This window comes from Micromonospora aurantiaca ATCC 27029 (genome assembly GCF_000145235.1).
GTDB lineage: Bacteria > Actinomycetota > Actinomycetes > Mycobacteriales > Micromonosporaceae > Micromonospora > Micromonospora aurantiaca.
The window spans coordinates 5,123,030-5,148,461 of the sequence record NC_014391.1 but is presented as its reverse complement, the minus strand read 5'-3'; the positions used below and the strand labels follow the sequence as shown (position 1 = coordinate 5,148,461).

Annotated in this window: 26 protein-coding genes; 21 read left to right on the top strand and 5 right to left on the bottom strand. The window is 72.5% G+C overall.

Features of this window, described 5'->3' with window-relative positions:
- The first annotated feature begins 20 nt into the window (after nucleotides 1-20).
- The 5 genes from MICAU_RS22640 (at nucleotide 21) to MICAU_RS22620 (ending at nucleotide 5,096) form a co-directional block, all read left to right on the top strand.
- Nucleotides 21-656: a hypothetical protein gene (locus MICAU_RS22640; RefSeq protein ID WP_013287674.1), complete on the top strand. Its 636-nt coding sequence runs from the start codon at nucleotides 21-23 to the stop codon at nucleotides 654-656.
- 73 nt (nucleotides 657-729) lie between these two features.
- On the top strand, nucleotides 730-1,677 hold the full coding sequence (locus MICAU_RS22635; RefSeq protein WP_013287673.1) for an ROK family glucokinase: 948 nt from the start codon (nucleotides 730-732) through the stop codon (nucleotides 1,675-1,677).
- 1 nt (nucleotide 1,678) lies between these two features.
- On the top strand, nucleotides 1,679-2,377 hold the full coding sequence (locus MICAU_RS22630; protein ID WP_013287672.1) for an endonuclease/exonuclease/phosphatase family protein: 699 nt from the start codon (nucleotides 1,679-1,681) through the stop codon (nucleotides 2,375-2,377).
- Nucleotides 2,378-2,865: 488 nt separating this feature from the next.
- Entirely contained in the window at nucleotides 2,866-4,272 is a 1,407-nt protein-coding gene (locus tag MICAU_RS22625) for a flavin-containing monooxygenase (protein WP_013287671.1), read from the top strand.
- Nucleotides 4,269-5,096, top strand: coding sequence for an alpha/beta hydrolase (locus tag MICAU_RS22620; protein WP_013287670.1), 828 nt, complete (start codon nucleotides 4,269-4,271; stop codon nucleotides 5,094-5,096). Before MICAU_RS22625 ends, MICAU_RS22620 begins: the two co-directional genes overlap by 4 nt.
- Before the next feature lie 15 nt (nucleotides 5,097-5,111).
- Here MICAU_RS22620 and MICAU_RS22615 read toward each other — a convergent pair whose 3' ends face one another.
- Both MICAU_RS22615 and MICAU_RS22610 read right to left on the bottom strand, forming a co-directional pair.
- Nucleotides 5,112-6,530, bottom strand: coding sequence for an alpha,alpha-trehalose-phosphate synthase (UDP-forming) (locus MICAU_RS22615; protein WP_013287669.1), 1,419 nt, complete (start codon nucleotides 6,528-6,530; stop codon nucleotides 5,112-5,114).
- A gap of 170 nt (nucleotides 6,531-6,700) precedes the next feature.
- Nucleotides 6,701-7,540, bottom strand: coding sequence for a DUF308 domain-containing protein (locus MICAU_RS22610; RefSeq protein ID WP_013287668.1), 840 nt, complete (start codon nucleotides 7,538-7,540; stop codon nucleotides 6,701-6,703).
- Between the two features lie 186 nt (nucleotides 7,541-7,726).
- Between MICAU_RS22610 and MICAU_RS22605 the strand changes: the two genes are divergently transcribed.
- A complete protein-coding gene (locus MICAU_RS22605) occupies nucleotides 7,727-8,422 on the top strand; it encodes a lysophospholipid acyltransferase family protein (RefSeq protein ID WP_013287667.1) in 696 nt (231 codons plus the stop codon).
- A 2-nt stretch (nucleotides 8,423-8,424) separates the two neighbouring features.
- Here MICAU_RS22605 and MICAU_RS22600 read toward each other — a convergent pair whose 3' ends face one another.
- Entirely contained in the window at nucleotides 8,425-11,892 is a 3,468-nt protein-coding gene (locus MICAU_RS22600) for an ATP-binding protein (RefSeq protein WP_083791340.1), read from the bottom strand.
- A 139-nt stretch (nucleotides 11,893-12,031) separates the two neighbouring features.
- On the opposite strand from MICAU_RS22600, the gene MICAU_RS22595 reads away from it, so the two are divergent.
- On the top strand, nucleotides 12,032-12,274 hold the full coding sequence (locus MICAU_RS22595) for a hypothetical protein (protein WP_013287665.1): 243 nt from the start codon (nucleotides 12,032-12,034) through the stop codon (nucleotides 12,272-12,274).
- Between the two features lie 78 nt (nucleotides 12,275-12,352).
- On the opposite strand, the gene MICAU_RS22590 is transcribed toward MICAU_RS22595, so the two are convergent.
- Nucleotides 12,353-13,045 carry a Crp/Fnr family transcriptional regulator gene (locus MICAU_RS22590; protein ID WP_013287664.1) on the bottom strand — a complete coding sequence of 231 codons (693 nt, stop codon included), beginning with the start codon at nucleotides 13,043-13,045 and terminating at the stop codon, nucleotides 12,353-12,355.
- 247 nt (nucleotides 13,046-13,292) lie between these two features.
- Here MICAU_RS22590 and MICAU_RS22585 point away from each other — a divergent pair, with 247 nt between their 5' ends.
- The 4 genes from MICAU_RS22585 (at nucleotide 13,293) to proC (ending at nucleotide 16,462) form a co-directional block, all read left to right on the top strand.
- Nucleotides 13,293-13,796 carry a polyadenylate-specific 3'-exoribonuclease AS gene (locus MICAU_RS22585; protein ID WP_013287663.1) on the top strand — a complete coding sequence of 168 codons (504 nt, stop codon included), beginning with the start codon at nucleotides 13,293-13,295 and terminating at the stop codon, nucleotides 13,794-13,796.
- 58 nt (nucleotides 13,797-13,854) lie between these two features.
- A complete protein-coding gene (locus tag MICAU_RS22580; RefSeq protein WP_013287662.1) occupies nucleotides 13,855-14,358 on the top strand; it encodes a pyridoxamine 5'-phosphate oxidase family protein in 504 nt (167 codons plus the stop codon).
- A gap of 178 nt (nucleotides 14,359-14,536) precedes the next feature.
- Entirely contained in the window at nucleotides 14,537-15,565 is a 1,029-nt protein-coding gene (locus tag MICAU_RS22575) for a 6-phosphofructokinase (protein ID WP_041799310.1), read from the top strand.
- 78 nt (nucleotides 15,566-15,643) lie between these two features.
- Nucleotides 15,644-16,462, top strand: coding sequence for a pyrroline-5-carboxylate reductase (gene proC / locus MICAU_RS22570; protein ID WP_013287660.1), 819 nt, complete (start codon nucleotides 15,644-15,646; stop codon nucleotides 16,460-16,462).
- Nucleotides 16,463-16,497: 35 nt separating this feature from the next.
- Here proC and MICAU_RS22565 read toward each other — a convergent pair whose 3' ends face one another.
- Entirely contained in the window at nucleotides 16,498-17,226 is a 729-nt protein-coding gene (locus MICAU_RS22565; RefSeq protein WP_244879653.1) for a YoaK family protein, read from the bottom strand.
- A 137-nt stretch (nucleotides 17,227-17,363) separates the two neighbouring features.
- Here MICAU_RS22565 and MICAU_RS22560 point away from each other — a divergent pair, with 137 nt between their 5' ends.
- The 10 genes from MICAU_RS22560 to yut all read left to right on the top strand — a co-directional run bounded on the left by MICAU_RS22560 (nucleotide 17,364) and on the right by yut (nucleotide 25,427).
- Nucleotides 17,364-18,779 (top strand): sugar porter family MFS transporter, encoded by a 1,416-nt coding sequence (locus MICAU_RS22560; RefSeq protein ID WP_013287658.1) that lies wholly within the window; start codon nucleotides 17,364-17,366, stop codon nucleotides 18,777-18,779.
- A gap of 94 nt (nucleotides 18,780-18,873) precedes the next feature.
- Nucleotides 18,874-19,176 carry an urease subunit gamma gene (locus MICAU_RS22555; RefSeq protein ID WP_013287657.1) on the top strand — a complete coding sequence of 101 codons (303 nt, stop codon included), beginning with the start codon at nucleotides 18,874-18,876 and terminating at the stop codon, nucleotides 19,174-19,176.
- Between the two features lie 43 nt (nucleotides 19,177-19,219).
- Nucleotides 19,220-19,723: an urease subunit beta gene (locus MICAU_RS22550; protein ID WP_013287656.1), complete on the top strand. Its 504-nt coding sequence runs from the start codon at nucleotides 19,220-19,222 to the stop codon at nucleotides 19,721-19,723.
- Nucleotides 19,724-19,764: 41 nt separating this feature from the next.
- Nucleotides 19,765-20,097: a hypothetical protein gene (locus MICAU_RS33205; RefSeq protein WP_244879652.1), complete on the top strand. Its 333-nt coding sequence runs from the start codon at nucleotides 19,765-19,767 to the stop codon at nucleotides 20,095-20,097.
- Nucleotides 20,094-21,482, top strand: a complete 1,389-nt coding sequence (ureC, locus tag MICAU_RS22545; RefSeq protein ID WP_244879651.1) for an urease subunit alpha — start codon at nucleotides 20,094-20,096, stop codon at nucleotides 21,480-21,482. The genes MICAU_RS33205 and ureC overlap by 4 nt, the downstream gene beginning before the upstream one ends.
- A 59-nt stretch (nucleotides 21,483-21,541) precedes the next feature.
- Nucleotides 21,542-22,105, top strand: a complete 564-nt coding sequence (locus tag MICAU_RS32265) for an urease accessory protein UreE (protein WP_013287655.1) — start codon at nucleotides 21,542-21,544, stop codon at nucleotides 22,103-22,105.
- Nucleotides 22,106-22,123: 18 nt separating this feature from the next.
- On the top strand, nucleotides 22,124-22,801 hold the full coding sequence (locus MICAU_RS32260) for an urease accessory protein UreF (RefSeq protein ID WP_244879650.1): 678 nt from the start codon (nucleotides 22,124-22,126) through the stop codon (nucleotides 22,799-22,801).
- 29 nt (nucleotides 22,802-22,830) lie between these two features.
- The gene (gene ureG / locus MICAU_RS22530; RefSeq protein ID WP_013287653.1) at nucleotides 22,831-23,460 is read left to right on the top strand and encodes an urease accessory protein UreG; all 630 of its coding nucleotides are present in this window, start codon (nucleotides 22,831-22,833) and stop codon (nucleotides 23,458-23,460) included.
- Nucleotides 23,457-24,374: an urease accessory protein UreD gene (locus MICAU_RS22525; protein WP_013287652.1), complete on the top strand. Its 918-nt coding sequence runs from the start codon at nucleotides 23,457-23,459 to the stop codon at nucleotides 24,372-24,374. Before ureG ends, MICAU_RS22525 begins: the two co-directional genes overlap by 4 nt.
- 18 nt (nucleotides 24,375-24,392) lie before the next feature.
- On the top strand, nucleotides 24,393-25,427 hold the full coding sequence (gene yut, locus MICAU_RS22520; protein WP_013287651.1) for an urea transporter: 1,035 nt from the start codon (nucleotides 24,393-24,395) through the stop codon (nucleotides 25,425-25,427).
- Nucleotides 25,428-25,432 lie beyond the last annotated feature (5 nt).

Sequence of the window (25,432 nt, the reverse complement as noted above, 5' to 3'; positions counted from 1 at the left end):
CACGCTGGAGGAGCCGAACCATGGGCACCACTGATCCGGGTTCGGCCCGGGAAGAGGCCGAGCGCCTCGTCGCCACACTGCTCGCCGGCGCGAAGATGGCCGCCGCCGCACCCGGCTCCGGCGCCTGGGGTCCGCTCGGTGGGATCCTCTCCGGTGTCCTCGGTCACACCCCGCCCGGCGCCGGCCCCGCTCCGGAGACGCCCGCGCTCGCCGGTTTCGCCACCGGCTCGCCGGAATGCTGTGTCTGCCCCGTCTGTCGCGGTATCGCCGCGTTGCGGGATCCAAGTCCCGAGTTCGCCGAGCGGCTTGCCACCGGCGCCGGGGACCTGGCGGCCGGGGTGGCCAGCCTGCTGCGCGCGTTCACCCCGGCCGAGCCGGAGCGAACCGCCGACGCCGGCACCGCCGCACCGGCCGGATCCGGGGACCACGTGTGGCGCGAGGCGACCCGTACCGGGCATGATTCTCAGCCGGCACCCGAGCAGGACGTGTGGTCCGCCGCCACCCGGGGGGAGGGCGCGGCCGATTCGGGTGCCACCGCCGACGCCGCCGGGCCGCCGGAGCCGGACACGAGCCGGACACCGGCCGGCCGTCCCGTGGTGCCCGCCTCGCGGGCGTCCGGAGAGGTGGGCGCGGACGCACCAGGCGACGGGGCCTGACCACCGGACATCCCGGGACCGTACGGCCGGTTCGGCCGGTCCCCGGGCAGCACAGCAGAGGGGAGTGGCAGCGGTGACGCTGACCATCGGAGTCGACGTCGGTGGCACGAAGGTGGCCGGCGGTGTCGTGGACGACGCCGGCACGGTACTCGTGCAGACGCGACGGGACACCCCCGCCGACGACGTGGCCAAGACCCGCGACGTCATCATCGAGGTGGTCACCGAACTGGCCGCCGGTCACGCCGTGGAGGCGGTCGGCATCGGCGCCGCGGGCTGGATCGACGCCTCCCGCTCCACCGTGCTGTTCGCCCCGAACCTGGCCTGGCGGGACGAGCCGCTGCGCACGTACGTCGGCGACGCCACCGGTCTGCCGGTGATCGTGGAGAACGACGGGAACGTGGCCGCCTGGGCGGAGTTCCGCTACGGCGCGGCCCGCGACGCCGACGACTCGATGGTCATGTTCACCATCGGCACCGGTGTCGGCGGCGGCATCGTGCTCGGCGGTGGCCTGGTCCGCGGCGCCAACGGCATCGCCGCCGAGCTGGGCCACATGCTCACCGTGCCGGACGGCCACCAGTGCGGCTGCGGCCGGCTGGGCTGCATCGAGCAGTACGCGAGCGGCAGCGCGCTGGTCCGCTTCGCCCGCGCCGCCGCCCGGCAGGAGCCGCACCGGGCGGCCGCGTTGCTGGAGCTGGCCGGGGGCGAGGCCGAGACGATCACCGGTCCGATGGTGACCGCCGCCGCGAAGGGCGGCGACCCGGTATCCACCGAGGCGTTCGCCCAGGTCGGCCGCTGGCTCGGCACCAGCCTCGCCGACATGGCGCAGATCCTCGACCCGCAGGTGCTGGTGGTGGGCGGCGGCGTGATCGACGCCGGTGACCTGCTGCTCGGCCCGACCCGGCGGTCGTTCGCCGACGCGCTGGCCCAGCGCAGCCGCCTGCCCGTCGCCGAGGTGCGCCCGGCCGAGCTGGGCAACACCGCCGGTGTGATCGGTGCCGCCGACCTGGCCCGGCGGATCTGACATGACTGATGCGGGTGTGCCGCTGCGGGTCGTGTCGTACAACATCCACAGCCAGCGCGACGACACGGCCGCGCTGGCCGAGGTGGTCCGGACGGCAGCCCCGGACGTGGTGATCGTCCAGGAGGGACCGCGCCGGTTCCGGTGGCGGCAGAAGACCGCCGCGCTGGCCGAGTCGTTCGGCATGGTCGTGGCGGCCGGTGGCCTGCCGTCGCTGGGCAACGTGCTGCTGACCAGCCTGCGGCTGCGGGTCGTCGACACCAGCTGCCAGCGGTACCCGCTGACGCCGGGACGGCACATGCGCGGCGCCGCGTATGCGCACTGCCGGGTCGGCGGCGTCGACGTGCTGCTGGCCGGCTCGCACCTGTCCACCGACCCGGCCGAGCGGCCCGCCCAGGCGGCGGCGTTCAAGCGTGAGCTGGCCGCGTCCACGCTGCCCGTGGTGGCCGGCGCGGACATCAACGAGGGCCCGGACGGGCCGGCCTGGCAGACGCTCGCCGAAGGGCTCACCGACACGGCGCTCGCCGCCGACCGGGCCGACCGGCACACGTTCTCCTGCGCCGACCCGCGCCGCCGCATCGACGCGCTGTTCGTCGACCCCCGGATCACGGTGGTCGACTACGACGTGGTGGACACGCCGGCGGCCCGCCGGGCCAGCGACCACTTCCCGGTCCTGGTCGACCTGCTGCTGCCCACCGCCTGACCGGCGAGGACCGCCGGGCCGCACCTCGTCCGGCGGTCCACCCGCGTCGAACGCCTGTCCGCGCCCACGCCGCGCGCCCGCCTGCGCCGCGCGTCCGCCCGCGCTTGCGCAGCGGCGGACCGCCGGGCCGTGACGCACGGTCAGGTGCCCGGCGGTCGGCAGGACAACCGCTTCGCCGCCTTTGCTCTGCCGCCATATGCGCACCAGCTACCCACCGTGACCGGCGGGCCGCGTCCCGGCCGGACGGCCGCGAGACATCGGCGCAGCTCCCGGCGGTGCTGCGTCCGTGGCTGCAGAGCAAAGGGCGAAACAGGGTGCGCCTCCCGCGCCGCCGGTCCACTCACGCTCGGTGACCGGCTCTGCGGTGACGCTGAGTCAGGGGAGCCGGGCGGGGCCGGGTGCCGGATCCGGTGGCTGGACAACGGCGGGCATTCTCGGCAGGATTTCGCTCCGACCCGGCACGCGTGCCGCACAAAGGAGAATTCGCGGTGTCCTCCTCCACCGACCCCGGCCGCCCCGATCCGGACCGGACGGACGTCCCGGTCCGCGACGACCGCCCGGTCTCCGACCGGGGCGACACGGTCTGCGTGATCGGCGCCGGCGCCAGCGGCCTGACCGCCGTGAAGAACCTGCGCGAGGCCGGCTTCGGCGTGGACTGCTACGAGCGGGAGACCGGCGTCGGCGGCGCCTGGAACTGGCGGCACGACCGCAGCCCGGTGTACGCCAGCACCCACCTGATCTCGTCCCGGCCGTTCACCCAGTTCCCCGACTTCCCGATGCCCGACGACTGGCCGGACTACCCGCACCACAGCCAGCTGGTGTCCTACTTCGAGCGGTACGCCGACCACTTCGACCTGCGCCAGCACGTCTGGTTCGGCACCGAGGTGGTTCGCGTCGAGCCGGTCGAGGGGGACCGCTGGGACGTGACCACGCGCAGCACCGGCGGCTACGGCCCCGAGCGCACCTCCCGGTACGCCGCCGTGGTGCTCGCCAACGGCCACAACTGGTCGCCCAAGCTGCCCCGCTACGAGGGGCTGGAGGAGTTCCGCGGCGAGGTCATGCACGCCTCGTCCTACAAGGACCCGGCGCAGTTGCGCGGCAAGCGGGTGCTCGTGGTCGGCGCCGGCAACACCGGCTGCGACATCGCGGTGGAGGCGGCCCAGCAGGCGTCACACTGCTGGCACTCCACCCGCCGCGGCTACTGGTACGCCCCCAAGTACGTCCTCGGCCGCCCCGCCGACCAGGTGAACGACACGCTGCTGGCGCTGCGGGTGCCGTTGCGCGTACGGCAGTGGCTCTACCACTGGACGCTGCGGCTGACCGTCGGCGACCTGACCCGGTTCGGCATGCCCAAGCCCGACCACCGGGTCTACGAGACGCACCCGATCGCCAACAGCCAGCTCGTCTACTACGTCGGCCACGGCGAGGTCACCCCGGTGCCGGACGTGGCCCGGTTCGACGACCGCGCGGTGGAGCTGACCGACGGCCGCCGGATCGACCCGGAACTGGTCGTCTTCGCCACCGGCTACCTGCCGCGCTTCGAGTTCCTCAAGGGCCGGGTGCTCGGCGACGAGGACGGCTCCGGGCGGCCCCGGCTGTGGCTCAACGCGTTCACCGCCGGTCACCCCACGCTCGCGGTGGTCGGCCTGGTGCAGCCGGACTCCGGCATCTTCCCGATCTCGCACTGGCAGAGCGTGCTGTTCGCCCGGCTGCTCACGCTGCGCGCCACCCGGCCGGAGCGGGCCGCCGCGTTCGACCGCAAGGTCCGGGCCGGCCTGGGCGAGCGGTACTCGGCGAAGGTCAAGGACAGCACCCGGCACTGGTTCGAGGTCGGGCACGCCGACTACCTGCGCGCGCTCCAGCGGGCGCTGCACGAGCTGGAGGAGGGTAAATGACGGCGGCCGAGCAGGTGCGGGTGGTCCGGTCCTGGGAGTGGGCCCGGCCGGAGCGGCCCGCCCGCCGCGAGGTGCTCGCCGCCCTGCCGGAGCGGGAGGAGGCGAAGCCGCCGCTGCTGTTCGTGCCCGGGTTCGGGCACGGGGCGTGGGCGTTCGCCGAGCACTGGCTGGGGCACGCCGCCGGTCGCGGCTTCCCGGCGTACGCGCTGAGTCTGCGCGGGCACGGCGGCAGCGAGCCGGCGCCGGAGGCGACGCTGCGGTCGTACACCCATGACGTGACGCAGGTGGCGGCGAGCCTGCCGCGGCAGGCGGTGCTGGTGGGGCACGGCGCCGGCGCCCGGGTCGTGGCGCACGCGATGGCCCGCTACCCGGCGCGGGCCGCGGTGCTGGTGGCGCCGGTGCTCGGCGGCTGGGGGACGTTCGGGACGGCGTTGCGGCGCAACCCGGTCGGCACGGTGCCTGCGGTCTTCGGCGCCGGACTGCGACTCAACCGGCGGCAGTTGTTCAGCCGGGAGCTGCCGGACACCGACGCGCGGCGGCACCTGGCCCGGCTGGGCCGGGCCGGGCGGCGGGCGCAGTGGCAGCTGCTGACCGGCCGGTCGCCGGAGCCTGCGGTGGGCCGCCCGCCGGTGCTGGTGCTCGGCAGCCCGGACGACCGGGTGCTGCCGGCCACGGCGCTGACCAGGGCCGCCCGGCGGTACGCCTCGGCGCCGCTGCTGTTCCCCGGCATGGGGCACGACCTGATGCTCGACGCCCGCTGGCGCGAGCCGATCGACGCGATCCTGGACTGGCTGGACAAGGACCCGGCGCCCGCCCAGGGGTGAGCGCCGGGGCTCGGGTCACCGGGTGGCGGGGCGGCGGCCGACGAGCGTTCCGCTCTCCTCCAGTGCGCTGAGGTAGGACGCCGCCCAGGCGTGGATGTCGTTGTGGGCCAGGTGTTCGCGCATCGCGCGCATCCGGGCCGCGACGTCCTCCGGGCCGGCGCGCAGCGCGGCCAGCAGCCCCTGCTTCAGGCCGTCGAGGTCGTGCGGGTTGACCAGGTACGCCTGCTCCAGTTCGGAGGCGGCGCCGGCGAACTCGCTCAGCAGCAGCGCGCCGGTGCCGTCGACCCGGGCCGCCACGTACTCCTTCGCGACCAGATTCATGCCGTCGCGCAGCGGCGTCACCGCCATCACGTCCGCGACCCGGTAGAGCGCCACCAGCTCGGCGCGGTCGAACGGCTGGGTGAGGTAGTGGATCGCCGGCTCGCCGACCCGGCCGAACTCACCGTTGATCCGGCCGACCTGGTGCTCCACCCGGTCGCGGAGGATCTGGTACTGCGCCACCCGGTCGCGGCTGGGCACCGCCACCTGGACCAGCACCGTGTCGCGGACCTTGATGTCGCCGTTGGCGAGCAGCTCCCGGTACGCCTTGAGGCGTTGCTCGATGCCCTTCGTGTAGTCCATCCGGTCGACGCTGAGGATCACCTGCTCGGGCCGGCCGAGATCCTGCCGCAGCCGGCGGGCCCGCTCGGCGACCTCGGGGCGGGCGGCGAGCGCGGACATCTCGGCGGTGTCGATGGCGACCGGGAAGGCACCGATGCGCACCACCCGGCCGTCCACACCGATCCGCCGGTCGGTGGCGGGCAGGCCGAGCACCTTGGCGGCGAGCTGGGCGAAGTTGTGCGCGGCCTGGGCCCGCTGGAAGCCGACCAGGTCGGCGCCGAGCATGCCGCGCAGCAGTTCGGCCCGGCGGGGCAGCTGCATGAACAGTTCCGGCGGCGGGAACGGCACGTGCAGGAAGAACCCGATCCGCAGGTCGGGGCGCAGCTCGCGGAGCAGACCCGGCACCAGCTGGAGGTGGTAGTCCTGCACCCAGACCAGACCGCCCGGCTCGGCCACCCGGGCCGCGGCCTCGGCGAACCGCTGGTTGACCCGCTGGTACGCCTCCCACCAGCGGCGGTGGTACTCCGGCTGCTCGACGGCGTCGTGGTAGAGCGGCCAGAGGGTGGCGTTGGCGAAGCCCTCGTAGTGGTCGCGGAAGTCCTCGGCGCTCAGCGGCACGGTGTGCATCCGGACGCCGTCCACGTCCGGCAGGTCGGGCGCGGGACCGGTGCCGCCGGCCCAGCCCACCCAGGTGGCGGGTGTGTGCCGCAGCAGCGGGTGCAGGGCGCTCACCAGGCCGCCGGGGCTGCGGCGCCACTCGAAGGCGCCGTCGGGCGCCACGCTGTCGTCGATGGGGAGGCGGTTGGCCACCACCACGAGGGGGCTCTGTCGCATCTCGGGCATTCCGCTCAGCAGGGGACCGGCAACCCGGAGGAGTCGCAAGCCGGACAGCCGGTGCGGGACGTGACGTTCGGCCTATTCCTACTGACTGTAAGTTACACGCTTGTTACGCCCCCGCCCAGGGCGGGCGGCGTCCCGCCATCCGGGCAGCGTCCGGCGCGGCGTCAGACGACCGCGCCGTCGTCCGGGTCGTGGTCGTCCCGGTCGCCCGGGCGCAGCCGCCAGATCAGCATGACGAAGCCGGCCAGGATGCCGGTGAAGCCGAGCAGGGTGACCACCGACGGGTCGACCAGCGACACCACGGTGGGGGACAGGAACAGCAGGAAGCCGAGCACGATGCAGGCCACGCCGAGCACCGCGTACTTGGAGAAGCGGGGCAGCGGGGGCGGCGGGGGCGGGGTGTAGTGCTCCTCGTCCGACGCCTCGTCGGGCAGGTTCGCGCCGAACGTGTCCAGGCCGTCGAGCAGCGAGGGCTCGTCGTGCCGGTCCCGGCTGAGCGAGACACCGGAGACGTCGGCGGCGTACGGCAGCCGGCGCACGTCGGTGGCGGTCGGGCCGGCGGGCTCCTCGGCCCGGCCGCCGGCGGCGGTGCCCGGCGCGGGCGGGTCGTCCACGTCCTCGGCGGCGGGCCAGGGGTGGCTGCCGGCGCTCGGGGCGGTGTGGAAACCGGCGACGATCTTCGCCCACTCGGCCTCGATGTCCGGCTCGTCGGCGCGCGGCGGGTCGCCCCCGCCCTCGTCGGCGAGCTGGGTCAGGTAGTCGCGGGCGGTGGTCAGGTGCGACCTGTCGACGTAGAGCCGGTCGACCGGGCGGGCCGGGACGGTGGTGGTGCGGGTCACCGGGTTCAGGTCGGCCGAGGGCTGGAGGTAGGCCGCGATGCCACCGGCGGCGAGCACGTCGAGCAGATGCTCGCCGACGCGTGGATCGACGTCGCCCGCGATCGCGTACTCGGCCGCGTCGAGCCCGTTGTCCCGTCGTCCCCGACGGGGCCCGCCCCCTGACACCGGACACCCCCTTCGCCGATCCCTGCCCGTGCCCTGAATCGTGACACGTCGGCACCCGGTTCCGGGAGTGCGTTGTGGCGTGCCGCTCGTCGTTCGTACCCTCTTCCCGGACTCCCGTGGGCGCCGCCGGCGCCTCCGGGGCCACGCGGCGACCCGTCCGCCGCCACCGACACGGGAAGGACGCCGGTGCTGTACTGGCTGCTGAAGTACGTCGTTCTCGGCCCACTGCTGAGGTTGATCTTCCGCCCGCAGGTCGAAGGGCTGGAGCACGTTCCGGAGATCGGGCCGGTGATCCTGGCCAGCAACCACCTCTCCTTCTCGGATTCGATCTTCACACCGCTGATCGTCAAGCGAAAAGTCACATTCATCGCGAAAGCCGAATACTTCACCGGTAAGGGCCTCAAGGGCCGGCTCACCAAGATGTTCTTCGTCGGCTCCGGCACCATCCCGGTCGACCGCTCCGGCGGACGGGCCGCCCGGGCCGCCCTCGACACCCAGCTCTCCGTGCTGCGCGCCGGTGGCATCGCCGGCATCTACCCGGAGGGCACCCGGTCGCCCGACGGCCGGCTCTACCGGGGCAAGACCGGCGTGGCGCGGCTGGCGCTGGAGAGCGGCGCCCCGGTCGTCCCGATGGCCATGCTCAACTCCGACGCGATCCAGCCCACCGGCCAGATCGTCCCGAACCTGGGCCGGGTGCGGATCCGCTTCGGCCCGCCACTGGACTTCTCCCGCTACGCCGGGATGGCCGGCGACCGGTTCGTCGAGCGGGCGGTCACCGACGAGATCATGTACGAGCTGATGGAGCTGTCCGGCCGCGAGTACGTCGACACGTACGCCCAGAAGGCCAAGAGCGCCGCGGTGGGGCAGCCGGTCCCGGCCTGACCTCAGCCCGCCCCGGCGATCCGGAGCAGCCCGGTGGCGGCGTGCCGGCCGGCGAACGCGCGTACCCGGGCCAGCGTCGCCGCCGCGGCCGGCGGGTCCGCCTCGGTCAGCGGCCCGACCGCCAGCGCGGACGCGATCATCTGGTCGGTGACGTCGGTCATTTCCGCGTACCCCTCGGCGGCGGAGGTGAGCAGCCGGCCCGCCCGCGCGGCGTCCCCGTCGCCCCGGGCCAGCGCCGCCTCGGCCGACCGCCCGGCCTCCCGTGCCCAGCGGGTCACCCGTGGCGCGTGGGCCAGCAGGTCGCGCACCAGCACCGCGGCGTCGCCGCCGAGCAGCGCGGCGACGTGACCGACCGCCGGCACCCACTCGGCGAACGGGATCATCTTGGTCTGCCGCCAGTCCTCGTCCAGCTCGGTCAGCAGCGCCATCGCCTCGTCCCGGCGGCCCTGCACCGCGCGGCAGAGCGCGGCGTGCGCCAGCGTGGAGCGCAGCACGCGCTGGAAGCCGCTGCGCCGGGCCGCGACGAGCGCCTGGTCCACCAGGTCCTCGCCGGTGCCCGGCCCGGCCGGGTCGTCGCCGAGCGCCCGGATCCAGCCGGACACGGCCACGATGTGCAGGTCCCACTCGTCGGTCGGGCGCCGCGTCGACCCCTCGGCCATCCGCAGCGCCGACGTCCAGTCCCCGCTGTAGTACGAGCGGGCCCACTGGTCGCTGAAGCTCACCGTGAGGGCGTGCTCGCCGGCCAGGTCCAGCGAGCGCTGCTCGTCGACCAGCCGGGCCGAGCCGGTCAGGTCGCCCTCCTCCTGGAGCACCCAGGCCAGGTTGTGCACCGCGCGGCGGCGGCTGGTCAGCCGCTCCACCCGGCACTCCTCGGTCACGTCGGCCAGCTCGGCGTACGCCTCCTCGGCACCGGCCTGGTAACGGACCACCGCCAGCGTGATGCGCGCGTTCGCCCGCGCCTCGCGCAGCTCCAGCCGCTCGGCCAGTTCGGCGGCGGTGCGCGCGGCCACGCACGCCGGCTCGGTCTCCGCGTCGAGCATGTGCGCCCGCGCCAGCTCCAGCAGCACGCCCACCTTGTCCTCGCTGTCCGGCAGCGTGGCGTGCAGCCCGATCGCCCGGTCCAGGCAGCGCATCAACTCCGAGCGGTCGGCCCGCGCGAAGGCGGCAGTGGCCAGCAGCCGCCACGCCTTCGCCGCACCGGGCCGGTCACCCGCGCCGGCCAGCCGGCCGGCCAGGGTGGTGAGCAGCGCCGTCCCGCCGCCGTCGAGGAAGCCGTCCCGGTCCCGGTAGAACGCCAGCTCGGCCTGGAACAGCTCGAGCGCCGGGTCCGGACCGCACTCCACGCTCAACGCGCGGTCCACCAGCGTGGCCGCGGTCTCCAGCGCGTGCAGGTCGTACGCCCGGCGTGCGGCCCGGTGCAGCGCGGACCGGGTCGCGGCGGCGTGCGGGGTCTGGTCCAGCCCGACCGTACGGGCGATCTCGTGCGCCGCCCACCTGTGGTTGGCCAGCACCTCGGCCAGGTCGTGCTGCCGGCCGTCGGCGAGCTGCTCCAGCCAGTCGGCGGTGCGCTGGTGCCGGGCGACCCGCTCGGCCCGGGGCAGCCGCTGATAGCAGACGTCCCGGACCAGCACGTGCCGGAACCGGTACTCCGCCTGTCCGGGCATTGTCGACACGGGCAGCTCGTAGACGAGGTCACGGCGCTGGAGATGGTGCAGCGCGCGTTCGACCCACTCCGCCGGGCGGCCGAGCGCCAGCGCCACCGGCGCGGCCCAGAACTGCACGCCGACGACGGAGGCGGCCTGGAGCACCGCGCGGTCGGCCGGGTCGAGCAGGTCCAGCCGGTTGGCGATGACCGCCTGCACGGTACGCGGCATTTCGGCGCCCCCGGCCGGGTCGACGAGCGCCAGCCCGGCGGTCCGCTCGGCCAGCCCGCCGTCGAGCAGCATCCGCGCGTACTCCTGGGCGTAGAGCGGGTTGCCGTCGGCGAACTCGATCAGCGGCGCCCGTGCGTCCTGCGGCAGCGTGGCCTGGCCGAGCAGCAGCGAGTAGAGCGTGTCGATGTCCCCGTCGTGCATCGGCGGCACCGAGATGGACATCGCCCCGCTGATCGTGCCGGTCCAGGCCGGGTGCCGCTCGCGCAGTTCCGGCCGGGCGGTCGCGACGACCAGCAGCGGCACGTTGCGGGCCGCCGCGCCGAGCTGCTCGACGAAGGACAGCATCGCCTCGTCGGCCCAGTGCATGTCCTCGAAGACGAGCACCGTGGGGCCGGTCGCGGCCAGGGTGAGCAGGAAGCGCCGCCACGCCGCCTCGGTCTCCGCCGAGGTGAGCCGTTCGCCGGAGACGCCGACGAGCGGGCCCAGCGCCTCGGCCAGCCGTATCGCGTGCGGGTCGGCGAGGTGGCCCAGTCGCTCGCGCAGCCGGTCCCGGATGGTGGCCGGGTCGTCGGCGCCGGTCAGCCCGGCCCAGCTCCGGACGATGTCGGCCAGCGCCGCGTAGGTGACGTTCTCGCCGAACGGCGGGCACTGGCCGGTCAGCCAGGTGACCCGGGTGCCGGGCAGGCTGGCGGCGTGCCGGGCCAGCTCGCGCAGCAGCCGGCTCTTGCCCACCCCGGCCGGGCCGAAGACGGTGAGCAGCTGCGAGGTGCGCTCGGTCAGCGTGCGGTGCAACGCGCTGACCAGCAGGCCCCGCTCGTGGTCCCGGTCGACCATCGGGGTCAGCTCGGCGGTCTGCCCGTCGCGCCGGGGCCGGGCCCGTACGGCCAGCCAGATCCGGCTCACCGACGACCGGCCGCGCAACGTCACCGGTGGCTGGTCGTCGTACTCCATCTCGCGCCGGGTGGCCGCCCAGGTGCTCTCGTCGACCACCACGCCGCCGACCGGGGCGAGCCCCTGCAACCGGCTGGCGGTGTTCACCACGTCGCCGGTGACGAACGCCTGGCCGCCGTCGCGCGCCGCGGCCAGGTCGACCAGGGCCTCGCCGGTGGCGATGCCGACCCGGAACCCGAGCGGCGGATGCGGTCCGGCCGGCTGCCGGGCCAGGCTGCGTTGCAGCTCCAGCCCGGCGCGTACGCAGCGCAGCGCGTCGTTGTCGGTGGCCACCGGCGCGCCGAACAACGCCATGACCGCGTCGCCGATGTACTTCTCCACCACGCCGCCGTACTGGTGCACCAGCCGGCGCACCGTGGCGAAGTAGACCTGTTGCAGGCTGCGGGCCTGTTCCGGGTCGGCCCGCTCGGCGTATGTCGTGAAGTCGACGATGTCGATGAAGAGCACGCTGACCTGGCGGCGGTCCTCCTGCACCGTGACCGCGTGGTCGCGCAGCGGCTGACCGCAGTTGGTGCAGAAGTTGGCGCCGGTGTCGTTGGCGTGGCCGCAGCCTGGGCAGGCCGCGGCCAGCGGACGGCCGCACCCACCGCAGAAACGGTCGTCCGGCCCGGCGGTCCGGGCGCAGTGTCCACAGGTGAGGTCGATGTCCGGCTCCGTACGCGTGAGGTCCCCAGTGTCCCGCGCGGCCGCGCAGTCGGGTACCCGACGGGTCGGCGGGACGTCACGGCTGTTCGGCCGGGTCTAGTCTCCCCTAGCAGGAAGTCCCGTCGACAGGGAGATTGCCGTGCACGTCCGGCTGTCCGCCTCATGGACCGATCCACGGGGGACGGTGTGGGCCGTCGGTGACACGGTCGACGTGGACGCTGTCACCCTCGCCGAACTGGAGGAAAAAGGCATGGTGGAGCAGCCCGCGGGTAGCGGATCGACCGAGACCACGACCACCACGACGACCCCGCCGAAGAAGACCGACCCGTCGAAGATCGGCCCGGGGCCGAGCTCGCCCCCGGCCGACACCACGAACGACTGACCGGGCGTACGACTAACGGGCGTACGACGAACGCGGCGGGGGCCGGCGGGACGACCGCCGGCCCCCGCCGTCGTCGTGTCAGCGGTCGTTCATGCCGGCCCGGCGGCGCAGCGCCGCCACGTCGGTGACCACGATGCGGCGTCCCTCGGTCCGCAGCCAGCCCCGGCTGGCGAACGAGCCGATGGCCTGGTTGACGCTCTGCCGGGAACCGCCGGCCATCTCGGCGAGCTGGCTCTGGTTCAGCTCGATCGTGATCATCGGGGCCTGGCTCTCGCCGGCCAGCCGGACCAGCGTCTTGGCCACCCGGCCGGGCAGGTCGAGGAAGACGTGGTCGGCGTTCTGCTCGGTGAGCCGGCGGATCAGCTGGCCCAGCGAGCGCATCACCGCGTCCAGGATGCGCGGGTTGGAGTGCACCAGCTCCATGAACGCGGGCCGCGACAGCGCGAGCGCGGCGCAGTCCTCGATCGCCTCGGCCGACGCCGAGCGGGTGGAGGCGTCCAACAGGGACACCTCGCCGAGCACGTCCGGGGGTCGGATCACCGACAGCACCGCGCGCTCGCCGGTCGGGGCGGTGCGGAACACCGCCACCGCGCCGCGGCGCAGCACGATCAGCGACTCGCCGGGGTCGTTCTCGACGAAGAGCAGCTGGCCCTTGCGGTAGGTGCGCGGTACGGCCGCGGCGATGACACGCTGCCGCACCTCCGGCTCAAGCCCGGCGAACATCTCCACACCCGTGAGCGCGTCACCCGGCTCCGGCAGGCGAGACTCCACGGCTCAACCCCTCCCCGGTCAGAAGTCACGACTCGCACACCGGGTGAAGCTGTCAGTCCCGGTACGAGGCAGCTCAACCGGTTCGGCGCCCGACGGCGGTACACATCAGATCATGACGCTCTCGTCGCGTGCTGTACACCCCCGGAAACACTTCCGTGACCATGCCCGGCCGCCGACGGCACGCCCGCCGACCTCGGCGGACGCCCCGGCGACCGGCGCGTGCCGGTGATGGGTGAGGATGGGGGCGATGGTCTACCGCTATTTCTACGACTGCGAATTCATCGAGGACGGCCGCATCGTCGACCTGGTGTCGATCGGCGTCGTCGACGAGTACGGCCGCGAGTTCTACGCGGTCTCCACCGAGTTCGACGACTCCCGGGCGGTGCCCTGGGTGCGGCGCAACGTGCTGGACAAGCTCCCGTCGCCGGCCGACCGGGCCTGGCGCTCCCGCGCGCGCATCCGCGACGACCTGCACGAGTTCCTGCTGGAGCCGGTGCGGGACCGGCCGGGCGAGCAGCTGGAGCTGTGGGCCTGGTACGCCGCCTACGACCACGTCGTGCTGGCCCAGCTCTGGGGCGCGATGCCGGCGTTGCCGCGGGAGATCCCCCGCTTCACCAAGGAGCTGCGTCAGCTCTGGGACGACCGGGGGCGCCCCCGGCTGCCGGACGCCGAGGCCGACCGGCACGACGCGCTGGTCGACGCCCGGCACAACCTGGCGCGGTGGCGGGCGATGACGGCGCGGGAGGTTTGACCGGTTCCGCCCAGGGCACCGGAGCGGCATCTGCGCCGATCCGAGACAGGAGTGCCCCATGAGCAATGAGCCGACCAACGCCGCGGACGCCCGCCGCCGGGTCACCGAGCTGATCCGGGACGCCCGGATCTGCCTGCTCACCACCACCGGCGTGGACGGGCGTCTGGTCAGCCGTCCGATGGGGTTGCAGGAGGCGGACTTCGAGGGCGACCTGTGGTTCTTCGCGTACGCCGACTCGGCGAAGGTCCGGCAGATCCGGGTGAACCCGCAGGTGAACGTCGGTTTCTCCGACCAGCGTCACCACGCCTGGGTGTCGGTGGCCGGCACCGCCACCGAGGAGTGGGACGCCGGCCGGGCGAAGGAGCTGTGGAGCCCGCTGCTGAAGGCGTGGTTCCCGGACGGGCTGGACACGCCCGGGATCACCTTGATCAAGGTGCACGCCGGGTCGGCGGAGTACTGGGACTCGCCCGGCAGCACCGTGGTCAACCTGCTCGGCTTCGCCAAGGCGGCGGTGACCGGCAAGCCGCCGAAGGCGGGGGAGAACCACGAGGTCGGCTACTGACGGGTAGCCCGTCCGCCGTCCGGAACGGCCCGGGGTGCGGTGCCGGCGTACACCTGCGCCGACTACAGTGCGCAGTGACGGCCCGCCCCGGGCCGGCAACGGCGCCGATGGTCTGATCTGACACATATCCTGGGGCTTATCCGGGCTTCACCTGATGCTCCAGGAGGATGAGCAGATCATGCGTATCGGCGTGCTCACCGGCGGCGGCGACTGCCCAGGTCTCAACGCGGTGATTCGGGCGGTGGTCCGCAAGGGCGTCGCCACCTACGGTCACGAGTTCGTGGGCTTCCGCGACGGCTGGAAGGGCCCGCTCGAGGGCCTGACCAAGCCGCTCGGCATCGCCGAGGTGCGCGGCATCCTGCCCCGTGGCGGCACCATCCTCGGCTCGTCCCGCACCAACCCGTTCAAGATCGAGAACGGCGTGGAGCGGATCAAGGACAACCTCGCCGCCCAGGGCGTGGACGCGCTGATCGCGATCGGCGGCGAGGACACGCTCGGCGTCGCGACCAAGCTGCACGAGCTGGGCGTCAACGTCATCGGCGTGCCGAAGACGATCGACAACGACCTCGGTGCGACCGACTACACGTTCGGCTTCGACACCGCCGTCAACATCGCCATGGAGGCGATCGACCGGCTGCACACCACGGCGGAGAGCCACCACCGCACGCTCGTGGTCGAGGTCATGGGCCGGCACGCCGGCTGGATCGCCCTGCACGCCGGTCTCGCCGGTGGCGCCAACGTGATCCTGCTGCCGGAGCGGCAGTTCGACGTCGAGCAGGTCGCCGGCTACGTCGAGAAGCGCTTCCAGCACCAGTACGCCCCGATCGTCGTGGTCGCCGAGGGCGCCCAGCCGCTCGACGGCCAGATGGTGCTGCACAACCAGGAGCTGGACGCGTTCGGTCACGTCCGTCTCGGCGGCATCGGCCAGTGGCTGGCCGAGCAGCTGGAGGCGAAGACCGGCAAGGAGGCCCGCACCGTGGTGCTCGGCCACATCCAGCGCGGTGGCACGCCGACCGCGTTCGACCGGGTGCTGGCCACCCGGCTCGGCCTGCACGCGATCGACGCCGTGCACGAGGGCGACTGGGGCAAGATGGTCGCGATGCAGAGCACGGACATCGTCCGCGTCCCGCTCGCCGACGCCACCCGCGAGCTGAAGACCGTGCCGCTGGAGCGGTACGCCGAGGCCGAGGTCTTCTTCGGCAGCTGATCGACGGCGCACGGCGTGGCGGGCCGGTGACCCGGCCCGCCACGCCGTGCCCACGTGACCCGGGAAGGGGTACGGCTGATGGCACGCGAGGTGCACACGGTCGCGGTGATCGGCGCCGGCAAGATCGGTGAGCTGATGCTCTCCGGGCTGCTGCGTTCCGGCTGGCCGGTGGAGCGGCTGCTCGCCACCGCGCGGCGGCCGGCGCGGGCGCGGGAGCTGGCCGACCGTTACGGCGTACGGGTGGTGGACAACCTCACCGCCGTGACCGAGGCCGAGGTGCTGGCCGTGTCGGTCAAGCCGCAGGACGCCGCCGCGCTGCTGGACGAGATCGGCCCGAAGGTGCCGGCCGACAAGCTGGTCATCTCGCTCTGCGCCGGCCTGCCGACCGCCTTCTTCAACCGCCGGCTGCCCGAGGGCACCCCTGTGGTCCGGGTCATGACGAACACCCCGGCGCTCGTCGACGAGGCGATGAGCGCCATTTCGGCGGGCGCGTACGCCACCGGCGAGCATCTGGCGCTGGCCGAGGAGATGTTCTCCCCGCTCGGCGCCACCGTCCGGGTGCCCGAGTCGCAGCAGGACGCGGTCACCGCGCTGTCCGGCTCCGGCCCGGCCTACTTCTACCTCCTGGTCGAGGCGATGATCGACGCGGGCATCCTGCTCGGCCTGCCGCGCCAGGTGGCGCACGAGCTGATCGTGCAGACCGCGATCGGCTCGGCGGTGATGCTGCGCGATTCCGGCGAGCACCCGGTGAAGCTGCGCGAGGCGGTCACCTCGCCCGCGGGCACCACCATCTCGGCGATCCGTGAGCTGGAGAACCACGGCGTACGCGCGGCCATGCTGGCGGCGCTGGAGGCGGCCCGGGACCGGGCGCGGGAACTCGCCGCCCAGGCCGACTGACGCCCAGGCCGACTGACGCCCAGGCGGACTGACGCTCAGCCGGGCCGCGACGCCGGTCCTGGTCGCCGGTGCCGGCGCAGCAGCAGGATCAGTACGGCCAGCGCGAGCGTCCCCCACAGCGGCACCCAGCGGGGCCGGTGCTGGGCGAGTGTGCCGACCGCGCCGCCGACGCTGTAGCTGACCAGGGCGAGCAGTCCGAGCAGGGTGCCCCGCCGGGCCCGGCCCCGGCCGGCGGTGGGGCCGAGCAGCCAGCGGGCGGCCCGCTCACCGGTCTTCGTCGTGGTGTCCGACTGGTACGTGATCGGCGTCGCGATGCCCGCGGTCCGGCTCGCCAGGGTGGTGAGGCTGCCCATGGCTACCGCGCCCGCGGCGGCGAGCAGCACCCGGGACGCCGTGCCGTGCCGGCCGTACGCGAGCACCAGGTTGAGCACCGCCCAGACGATCATGGCGGCCTCGGTGACCGCGATGTCGACGAGCGGCGCCACCGCCGGCCGGGTTCGGCGGCGGAGCAGATTCACCAGCCCGGCGGCGGTGGCGAACGCGACGATCGAGGCCGCCGAGACCGGCCACGTGGGGTGCCCGCCGGCCGGTCCCATGCCGAGGAAGATGGCGTTGCCGGACTGGTTGGCGACGAACGCGCCGTACCGCAGGAACGCGAAGGCGTCCAGCGCGCCGGCGGTGACGACGGCGAGCACGAGTGCTGCGAGCGGGTGCCGGAACTCGCGGTAGGAGTCCGCGGGGCCGTACGGCGCCGACCGGTTCACCCTTCCCCCGTCCGTGTGCAGGAGCGACCCCGGCAGCGTCATCGTTTCGCTGTCGGACCGCTGCGGCGAACCTACTATATGTCGCATATGTAGGTGTTCGGCCGTTTCGGTGGGCGGTCGCCGGCGGACGGGGTGACATGGCGGCGAGCGGACGCGCGGCCGGCCGGCCGCCCCGCCACAACCTCGTGGCGATCGTGTCGATCGTCGTCCTGTCCGGCGCGTTCTTCGGCTACAACCAGGGCGTCATCAGCGGCGCCCTGCACGACATCCGGCACACGTTCGACGTGGACACCTTCGAGGTGGAGGTGGCGGCGAGCTGGGTGACGCTCGGCGCGCTGGCCGGCGCGCTCGCCGGTGGTCACCTCGCCGACCGGATCGGTCGGCGGGGCGCGCTGTGGGTCGCCGCCGGGGCGTACGTCGTCGGCACGATCGTGCAGGCCGCGGCGCCGACCATCGGCGCCCTGCTCGGCGCGCGGCTGCTGCTCGGCGTGGGCATCGGCGTGGCCTCGGTCGCCGGGCCGATGTTCGCGGCCGAGGCGGCGCCGGAACGGATCCGCGGCGGCCTGCTCGCGGTCTACCAGTTCTCGACCACCTTCGCGATCTTCATCGGCTACCTGGCGGACGAGCTGTTCACCGGCGGCGAGTCGTGGCGCTACCTGCTCGGCGCGGCGGTCGTGCTGGGCGTGGCGCTGATCCTGGTGACAGTGGTGGTGCCGGACTCGGCGGTCTGGTATCTCAAGCGGGGCGACCGGCGCCGCGCCCGGGAGTCGCTGTGCCGGACCGTTCCCGAGCAGCGGGTGGAGCAGCGCCTCGGCGAGATCGAGAAGAGTCTGCACGGCCGCACGGCGAGCTGGCGGGAGCTGCTGTCACCGCAGTGGCGGCGTCCGCTCGCGCTCGGCGTCGGGCTGGCGCTGTTCCAGCAGACGACAGGGATCAACGGCATCATCTACTACGCCGACTCGATCTTCTCGGCGGCCGGATTCCGTACCCCGGAGGCGCAGCTCTCCGCGACCACCTGGGCGATCGGCGCGGTGGACGCGGCGTTCGCGCTCGTCGCGGTGGGCCTGCTCGACCGCGTCGGCCGCCGGCCGCTGCTGCTGGTCGGCCTGGCCGGGATGGCGGTCTCGCTCGCCGTGGTGAGCGTCAGCTTCCTGGGCGCGGGCACCGGGCGCGGCGACGGCCGGATCACCACCTCGGGCCTGTTCCTGCTGGTCGGCGTGGTCTTCTTCGTCGCGTTCTACGCGGTGTCGATCGGGCCGGGCGCGTGGACCGTGATCAACGAGATCTATCCCGGTCCGATCCGCGGCCGGTGCGTGGCGATCGCGTCCGCGACCCACTGGGGCACCGAGTACCTGATCACGCAGTTCTTCCTGAGCCTGCTCGACGCGCTGGGCCGGTCGGGCGTGTTCGCGCTCTTCGCCGGGCTGTGCGTGCTCGGCTTCCTGTTCGTCCGGCGCTACCTGCCGGAGACCAAGGGCCGGACGCTGGAGCAGATCCAGCAGATGTGGGTCGCCGACTACCACCGGCGCGAGCGGGCCCACACCGGTTCCTGAAATCTCCCTGAACGGGCTGCGGGCGGACCAAAGCGCTCTTACCGTGACGGAATAGCTGAAACCGTACATAAGGTGCGGACGAAGGGATCGCGAAGTGCATCTCACGCCGAAGGAATTCGACAAGCTGACGATCCACTCGTTGGCGATGGTGGCAAACGCCCGCAAGGCGCGCGGGGTCAAGCTCAACCACCCCGAGGCGGTGGCGGTCATCTGCGCCGCGGCGCTCGAAGGCGCGCGCGAGGGCAAGACCGTCGAGGAGGTCATGAACGACGCGAGCCACGTGCTCACGGCCGACGACGTGATCCCCGGCGTGGCGGACATGATCCCGATGCTCCAGGTCGAGGCGGTCTTCACCGACGGGTCACGGCTGATCACCGTCCACTCACCCATCCAGTAGAGCAGCGACCGGAGGCCACGGTCTCCGGCAGAGCGGGGGCGACATGGCGAAGCAACACCCGGGACCGAACTCCAAGCACCTTCGGCCCATCGGCGGCTACAAGCTCAGCGACCAACCTCTGGAACTCAACGCCGGGCGGCCGGTGACCGAGGTGGTCGTGCACAACACCGGTGACCGGCCCATCCAGGTCGGCTCCCACTTCCACTTCTTCGAGGCCAACCGCTTCCTGGAGTTCGACCGTCCGTCGGCGTTCGGCAAGCGGTTGAACATCCCGGCCACGACCTCGATCCGGTTCGAGCCCGGCGACCGCAAGACCGTCCAGCTCGTCCCGTACGGCGGCTCCCAGCGGGTGTACGGCTTCAACGGCCTGGTCCAGGGCTGGACCGGCGACGGGCCGATCCCCGGCTACCGGCCGGACCGGGCCGAGGCGCTCCACCAGGCCCAGACGCGCGGCTTCAAGACCACGTCGCAGCAGCAGGACCAGGGCAAGGGCCAGAGCAAGGGCCAGGGCAAGGGCCAGGACAAGAGCGGCAAGGGCGACAGGTAGCCCGGCAATCCTTCGACGTGCCAGAGCTGGAGCGACAACGCATGAGTCAGATCTCACGGCAGGAATATGCCGGAATGTACGGCCCGACCACGGGCGACCAGATCCGTCTGGGTGACACCGACCTCTACATCGAGATCGAGAAGGACCTGCGGGTCCTCGGCGACGAGGTCATGTACGGCGGTGGCAAGACCCTGCGCGACGGCATGGGCAGTGCCAGCCAGGCCACGAGCGCCGAGGGCGTGGTGGACCTGGTGATCACCAACGTGACAGTCGTGGACGCGCTGCTCGGCGTGGTCAAGGCGGACGTGGGGATCAAGGACGGCAGGATCGCCGGGATCGGCAAGGCCGGCAACCCCAACATCATGGACGGGTGACCCCGGGCCTGGTGACCGGTCCGGGCACCGACGCGATCTCCGGTGAGCACCTGATCCTGACCGCCGGCGGCATCGACGCGCACGTCCACCTGGTCACCCCGCAGCAGGTGTACGCCGCGCTCAGCAACGGCGTCACCACCCTCTGGGGCGGCGGCACCGGGCCCACCGACAGCACCAACGGCGTCACCATCACGCCCGGTCCCTGGAACATCCACAACATGATGCGGTCGTTCGAGAACCTGCCGATCAACATCGGCCTGCTGGGCAAGGGCAACAGCAGTGGCCGGGCGCCGCTCGTCGAGCAGATCATGGCCGGGGTGCCCAGCTTCAAGATCCACGAGGACTGGGGTGCGCCGCCCGCGGTGATCCGGTCCTGCCTGGCCGTCGCCGACGAGTACGACGTCCAGATCAGCATCCACACCGACACGCTCAACGAGAGCGGCTACATCGAGGACAGCATCGCCGCCTTCGAGGGCCGGACCATCCACACCTTCCACACCGAGGGTGCCGGCGGCGGGCACGCGCCGGACATCATCAAGGTCGCCGGCCAGATGAACGTGCTGCCCGCATCGACCACGCCGACGGTGCCGTACGGCATCAACAGCCAGTCCGAGCTGTACGACATGATCATGGTCTGCCACAACTTCAACCCGAAGGTGCCCTCGGACGTCGCCTTCGTGGAGAGCCGGATCCGCACCGAGACGATCGCCGCCGAGGACGTGCTCCTCGACGAGGGCGTCATCTCGATGATGCAGAGCGACTCGCAGGCCATGGGCCGGGTGGGCGAGACCTGGCTGCGCACCGTCCAGCTCGCCGGGCAGATGAAGAACGTCCGCGGCAAGCTGGCCGAGGACTCCGACGCCAACGACAACTTCCGCGTCCTGCGCTACGTCGCCAAGATGACCATCAACCCGGCGATCACCCAGGGCGTCTCGCACGTCATCGGCTCGGTCAGTCCCGGCAAGCTCGCCGACCTGGTGCTCTGGGAGCCCGCGTTCTTCGGCACGAAGCCGAAGATGGTGCTCAAGGGCGGCATGATCGCCTGGTCGATCATGGGCGACCCGAACGCGTCGCTGCCCACCCCGCAGCCGGTCTACTACCGGCCCATGTTCGGCGCCACCGGCTCCCAGGTCGCCAAGAACTGCGTGACGTTCGTGTCCCGGGCTGCGCACGAGTCGGGGGTGGCCGAACAGCTCGGTCTGCAACGGCAGGTCATGCCGGTCTACGGCTGCCGCAACCTGACCAAGCGCGACATGGTGCGCAACGACCGTACGCCGAAGCTCGAAGTCGACCCGGAGACCTTCGCCGTGAAGATGGACGGCGTGCACGCGACAGTGCCGGCGGCCAAGAACCTCCCCCTCAGCCAGCTCTACTTCTTCAGCTGACCCGGCACGGCGCCCGCCCCCGGCCGGGCCGGTGGCGGGGTCGCGTGAAAGGAGAACACATGCTCGTCGAAACGGTACTCGGCAACGTGAACGAGCCGGCCTGGACCGAGCGGCTCCGGGAGGCCAAGGTCGACGACCTGGTCCTCGACCAGTGGGACGCCCAGAAGAGCCGGCTGCGCCGGACCACAAGCCTCGGCACCGAACTGGCGCTGTCCCTGGCCCGCGGCGTACGGCTGCGCGACGGCGATGTGCTGGCCTGGGACGACGCCACCGCGACCGCGGTGGTGGCCCGGATCGCGCTCGGCGAGGTGATGGTCGTGCACCTCGACACGCTGCACGGGGAGTCGCTGGACATGGTGATCCGCTCGGCCGTCGAACTGGGCCACGCGATCGGCAACCAGCACTGGCCGGCGGTGGTGAAGGGCACCAAGATGTACGTCCCGCTGACTGTGGACCGCAAGGTCATGGACTCGGTGATGCGGACCCACGCGTTCACCGGTCTCACCCACGAGTTCATGCCCGGCACCGAGATCATCGCGTACCTGGCCCCGCACGAGTCGCGGCGGCTGTTCGGCGGGGCCGACTCGACCCCGCACACGCATCTGCCCGCCGACCTGAACTGAGGGGCCGGGGTGTCCACGGTGACCGAGGCACTGAAACTGCTCCAGTTCGGCGACTCGGTCTTCCCGGTCGGCGCCTTCTCCTTCTCCAACGGGCTGGAGACGGCGGTCGAGCAGGGGGCGGTGCACGACCGGACCACGTTGCAGGAGTTCGTGCGTACCGTCACGCGCGCCGCCGCCACCGGCGACGGGGTGGCGCTGCTCGTGGCGCACCGCGCCGCCCGCGCCGGCGACCTCGACCGGATCCGGGCGGCCGACGAGGCCGTACACCTGCGCAAGATCAACGAGGAGACGCGGACGATGACCGTCCGCATGGGGCGCAAGCTGGCCGAGGCCGCCGAACGGGTGGTGGGGGAGTCCCTGCTGCGCAAGCGCGTCGCGGAGGACGGCGGCGGCGTCCCGGTCACCTACCCGGTCGCGCTCGGCGTGCTCTTCGCCGAACTCGGCGTGGGCGAGGCGGACGCGTTCGCCGCCCACCAGTACGGCGCGGCCTCCATGGTGCTCGGCGCGGCGGTCCGGCTCATGCGGGTGGACCACCTCGACACCCAGTCGATCCTCTTCGCGGTCAACGAGCGGGTCGGCGAGGACTACGAGGAGGTGCACACCGCCGGGCTCGACGACATGCAGAGCTTCGCACCGCACCTCGACGTGCTGGCCGGCGCGCACCAGCACGCACACGTACGGATGTTCATGAGCTGAGCGCTCACCCACCTGAAGGGCTTTCGGAAATGAAATCAGCGAGTCGGATCGGCGTCGGCGGCCCGGTGGGCAGCGGCAAGACGGCCATCATCGAGGCCGTCGTGCCCCGCCTGGTCGAACAGGGCCTGCGCATCCTGGTCATCACCAACGACGTGGTCACCACCGAGGACGCCAAGCACGTCCGCCGCGCCCTGACCGGCGTGCTGGTGGAGGAACGTATCGTCGGCGTGGAGACCGGCGCCTGCCCGCACACCGCTGTTCGCGAGGACCCCAGCATGAACCTCGCCGCGGTCGAGGACATGGAGGCGCGGTTCCCGGACAGCGACGTCGTGCTCATCGAGAGCGGCGGCGACAACCTCACGCTCACCTTCAGCCCCGCGCTGGTCGACTACTTCATCTACGTGATCGACGTGGCGGCCGGCGACAAGATCCCGCGCAAGAACGGCCCCGGTATCTCCAAGTCCGACATCCTCGTGATCAACAAGACCGACCTGGCCCCGTACGTCGACGCCGACCTGGACGTGATGGCCCGCGACGCCGAGCTGATGCGCGGCGGCAAGCCGTTCGTCTTCACCAACTGCAAGACCGGCGAGGGCATCGACGACCTGGTGGACCTGGTCCGCCGCAACGCGCTCTTCGACGCCGAAGTCCTCGCATGACCACTCTGGACTCCGTCCGGGAACTCGCGCCGTACCAGGATCAGCCGGCGCAGCTGCCGGCTGCCGCGAACGGCAAGGTGGGCATCCTCCGGCTGGGGTTCGAACGGCGCGAGGACCGGACCATCATGCGCGACGTCTTCCGGCAGTCCCCGCTGCTGGTGCAGCGGGCGCTGTACTGGGACGAGGAGATGCCGGGCCTGCCCTGCGTCATGATCCTCACCACCTCCGGCGGCGTGCTCCAGGGCGACCGGCTGCGGATGGACGTCGACCTGGGGCCGGGCGCGCAGGCGCACCTGGTCACCCAGGCCGCCACCAAGATCCAGGAGATGGACGCCAACTACGGCACCCAGGCCCAGAGCTTCACCCTGGCCGAGGACGCCTACCTGGAGTTCCTGCCCGAGCCGGTGATCCCGTTCCGGCGCAGCCGGTTCGTCTCCGACACCGTGGCCCGGCTGCCGGAGACCGCCACCATGCTGTACGCCGAGGTGCTCCAGCCCGGCCGCAAGTACTACCGCGACGGCGAGATCTTCGCGTACGACCTGTTCTCCACCACCCTGCGGGCGCAGCGGCCCGACGGACGGCCGCTGTTCGTCGAGAAGTTCGTCATCACGCCCGGCCGCTTCCCGGTGTCGCGGATCGGGATGATGGACCGTTTCCACGTCTTCGGCAACGTCGTGCTGCTCACCGACCCGGACCGGGCGGCCCGGGTCTTCGAGCGGACCGCGACACCGGTGTGGGACGAGCAGACACCGCTGGCCACCGCGGTCAGCCGGCTGCCGAACGACGCCGGCCTGGTGTTCAAGGTGCTCGGTCAGGAGACCGAACCGGTCCGCGCCGCGGTACGCGCGTTCTGCACTGCCGCCCGCGAAGAGGTGACCGGCTGCACCTTCCCGCCGGTCTTCAGCTGGCGTTGAGGCGAGGAGGGCAGCGACATGGCCGACATCGGACGAGGCTGGCGCCACCTGGCCGACCGGAACCCGATGGTCCGGTTCGTCGACGCCGGCCTGCGCGGCACCGCGCAGGTGGTGCTCCAGAACAACCCGCTCAGCGGCCTGCTCATCCTGATCGCGCTCGCCTGGGGCGCGTTCGAGAACGGGACGCCCCGCGTGTTCGGCGGCGGTGTGCTCGGCCTGGTCGTGGGCACCGCGACCGCGCTGGCGCTACGGGTCGACATGTCCAGCTGGCGCAAGGGCCTGTTCGGCTTCAGCCCGCTGCTGACCGGGCTCGCGGTACCCACGTTCCTCGACCAGCGCCCGCTGATGTGGCTCTACCTCGTGCTCGGCGCGATCGGCACGGTGGTGGTCACGCTCGCCCTCAACGCCGTCTTCAAACGCTGGAACCTGACCGCCTACACGTTCCCGTTCGTGCTCACGACCTGGTTCCTGCTGATGGCGGCGTACCAGTTCGACAGGTTCACAGTGCTCACCAAGCTGACGCCGAAGTTCCCCGGTGAGGGATCGCTGACCGGCGGCACGTTCGACTGGGGCCTCATCCCCGTCTTCTTCAAGGGCGTGTCCCAGGTCTACCTGATCGAGAGCTGGGTCACCGGCCTGCTCATCCTCGTCGCCCTGCTGATCAACTCCCGGTGGTCGGCGCTGTTCGCGGTGATCGGCGCCGTCGGCGCGACACTGCTGGCGCTCTGGTTCGGCGCCGACGGCGCGTCCCTGGACAAGGGGCTGTTCGCCTTCAACGCGGTCCTGACCGCGATCGTGGTGGGCGCTGTCGCGAACCGCCCCGGCGCGCTGGTGACCGTCTACACGCTGTTCGGCATCGCGCTGACGCTGTTCGTGCAGATGGCGCTGACCACCATGCTCACGCCGCTCGGCATCCCGGTGCTGACCGGGCCGTTCAACATCGCGACCTGGCTGTTGCTGCTGCCGGACCGGCACTTCGCGCCGGTACCGAACCACGAACGGGTGAAGGACACCGTGCTGCACACCGTCCGCGACTCCGTCAACCTGCGATAGAAGGA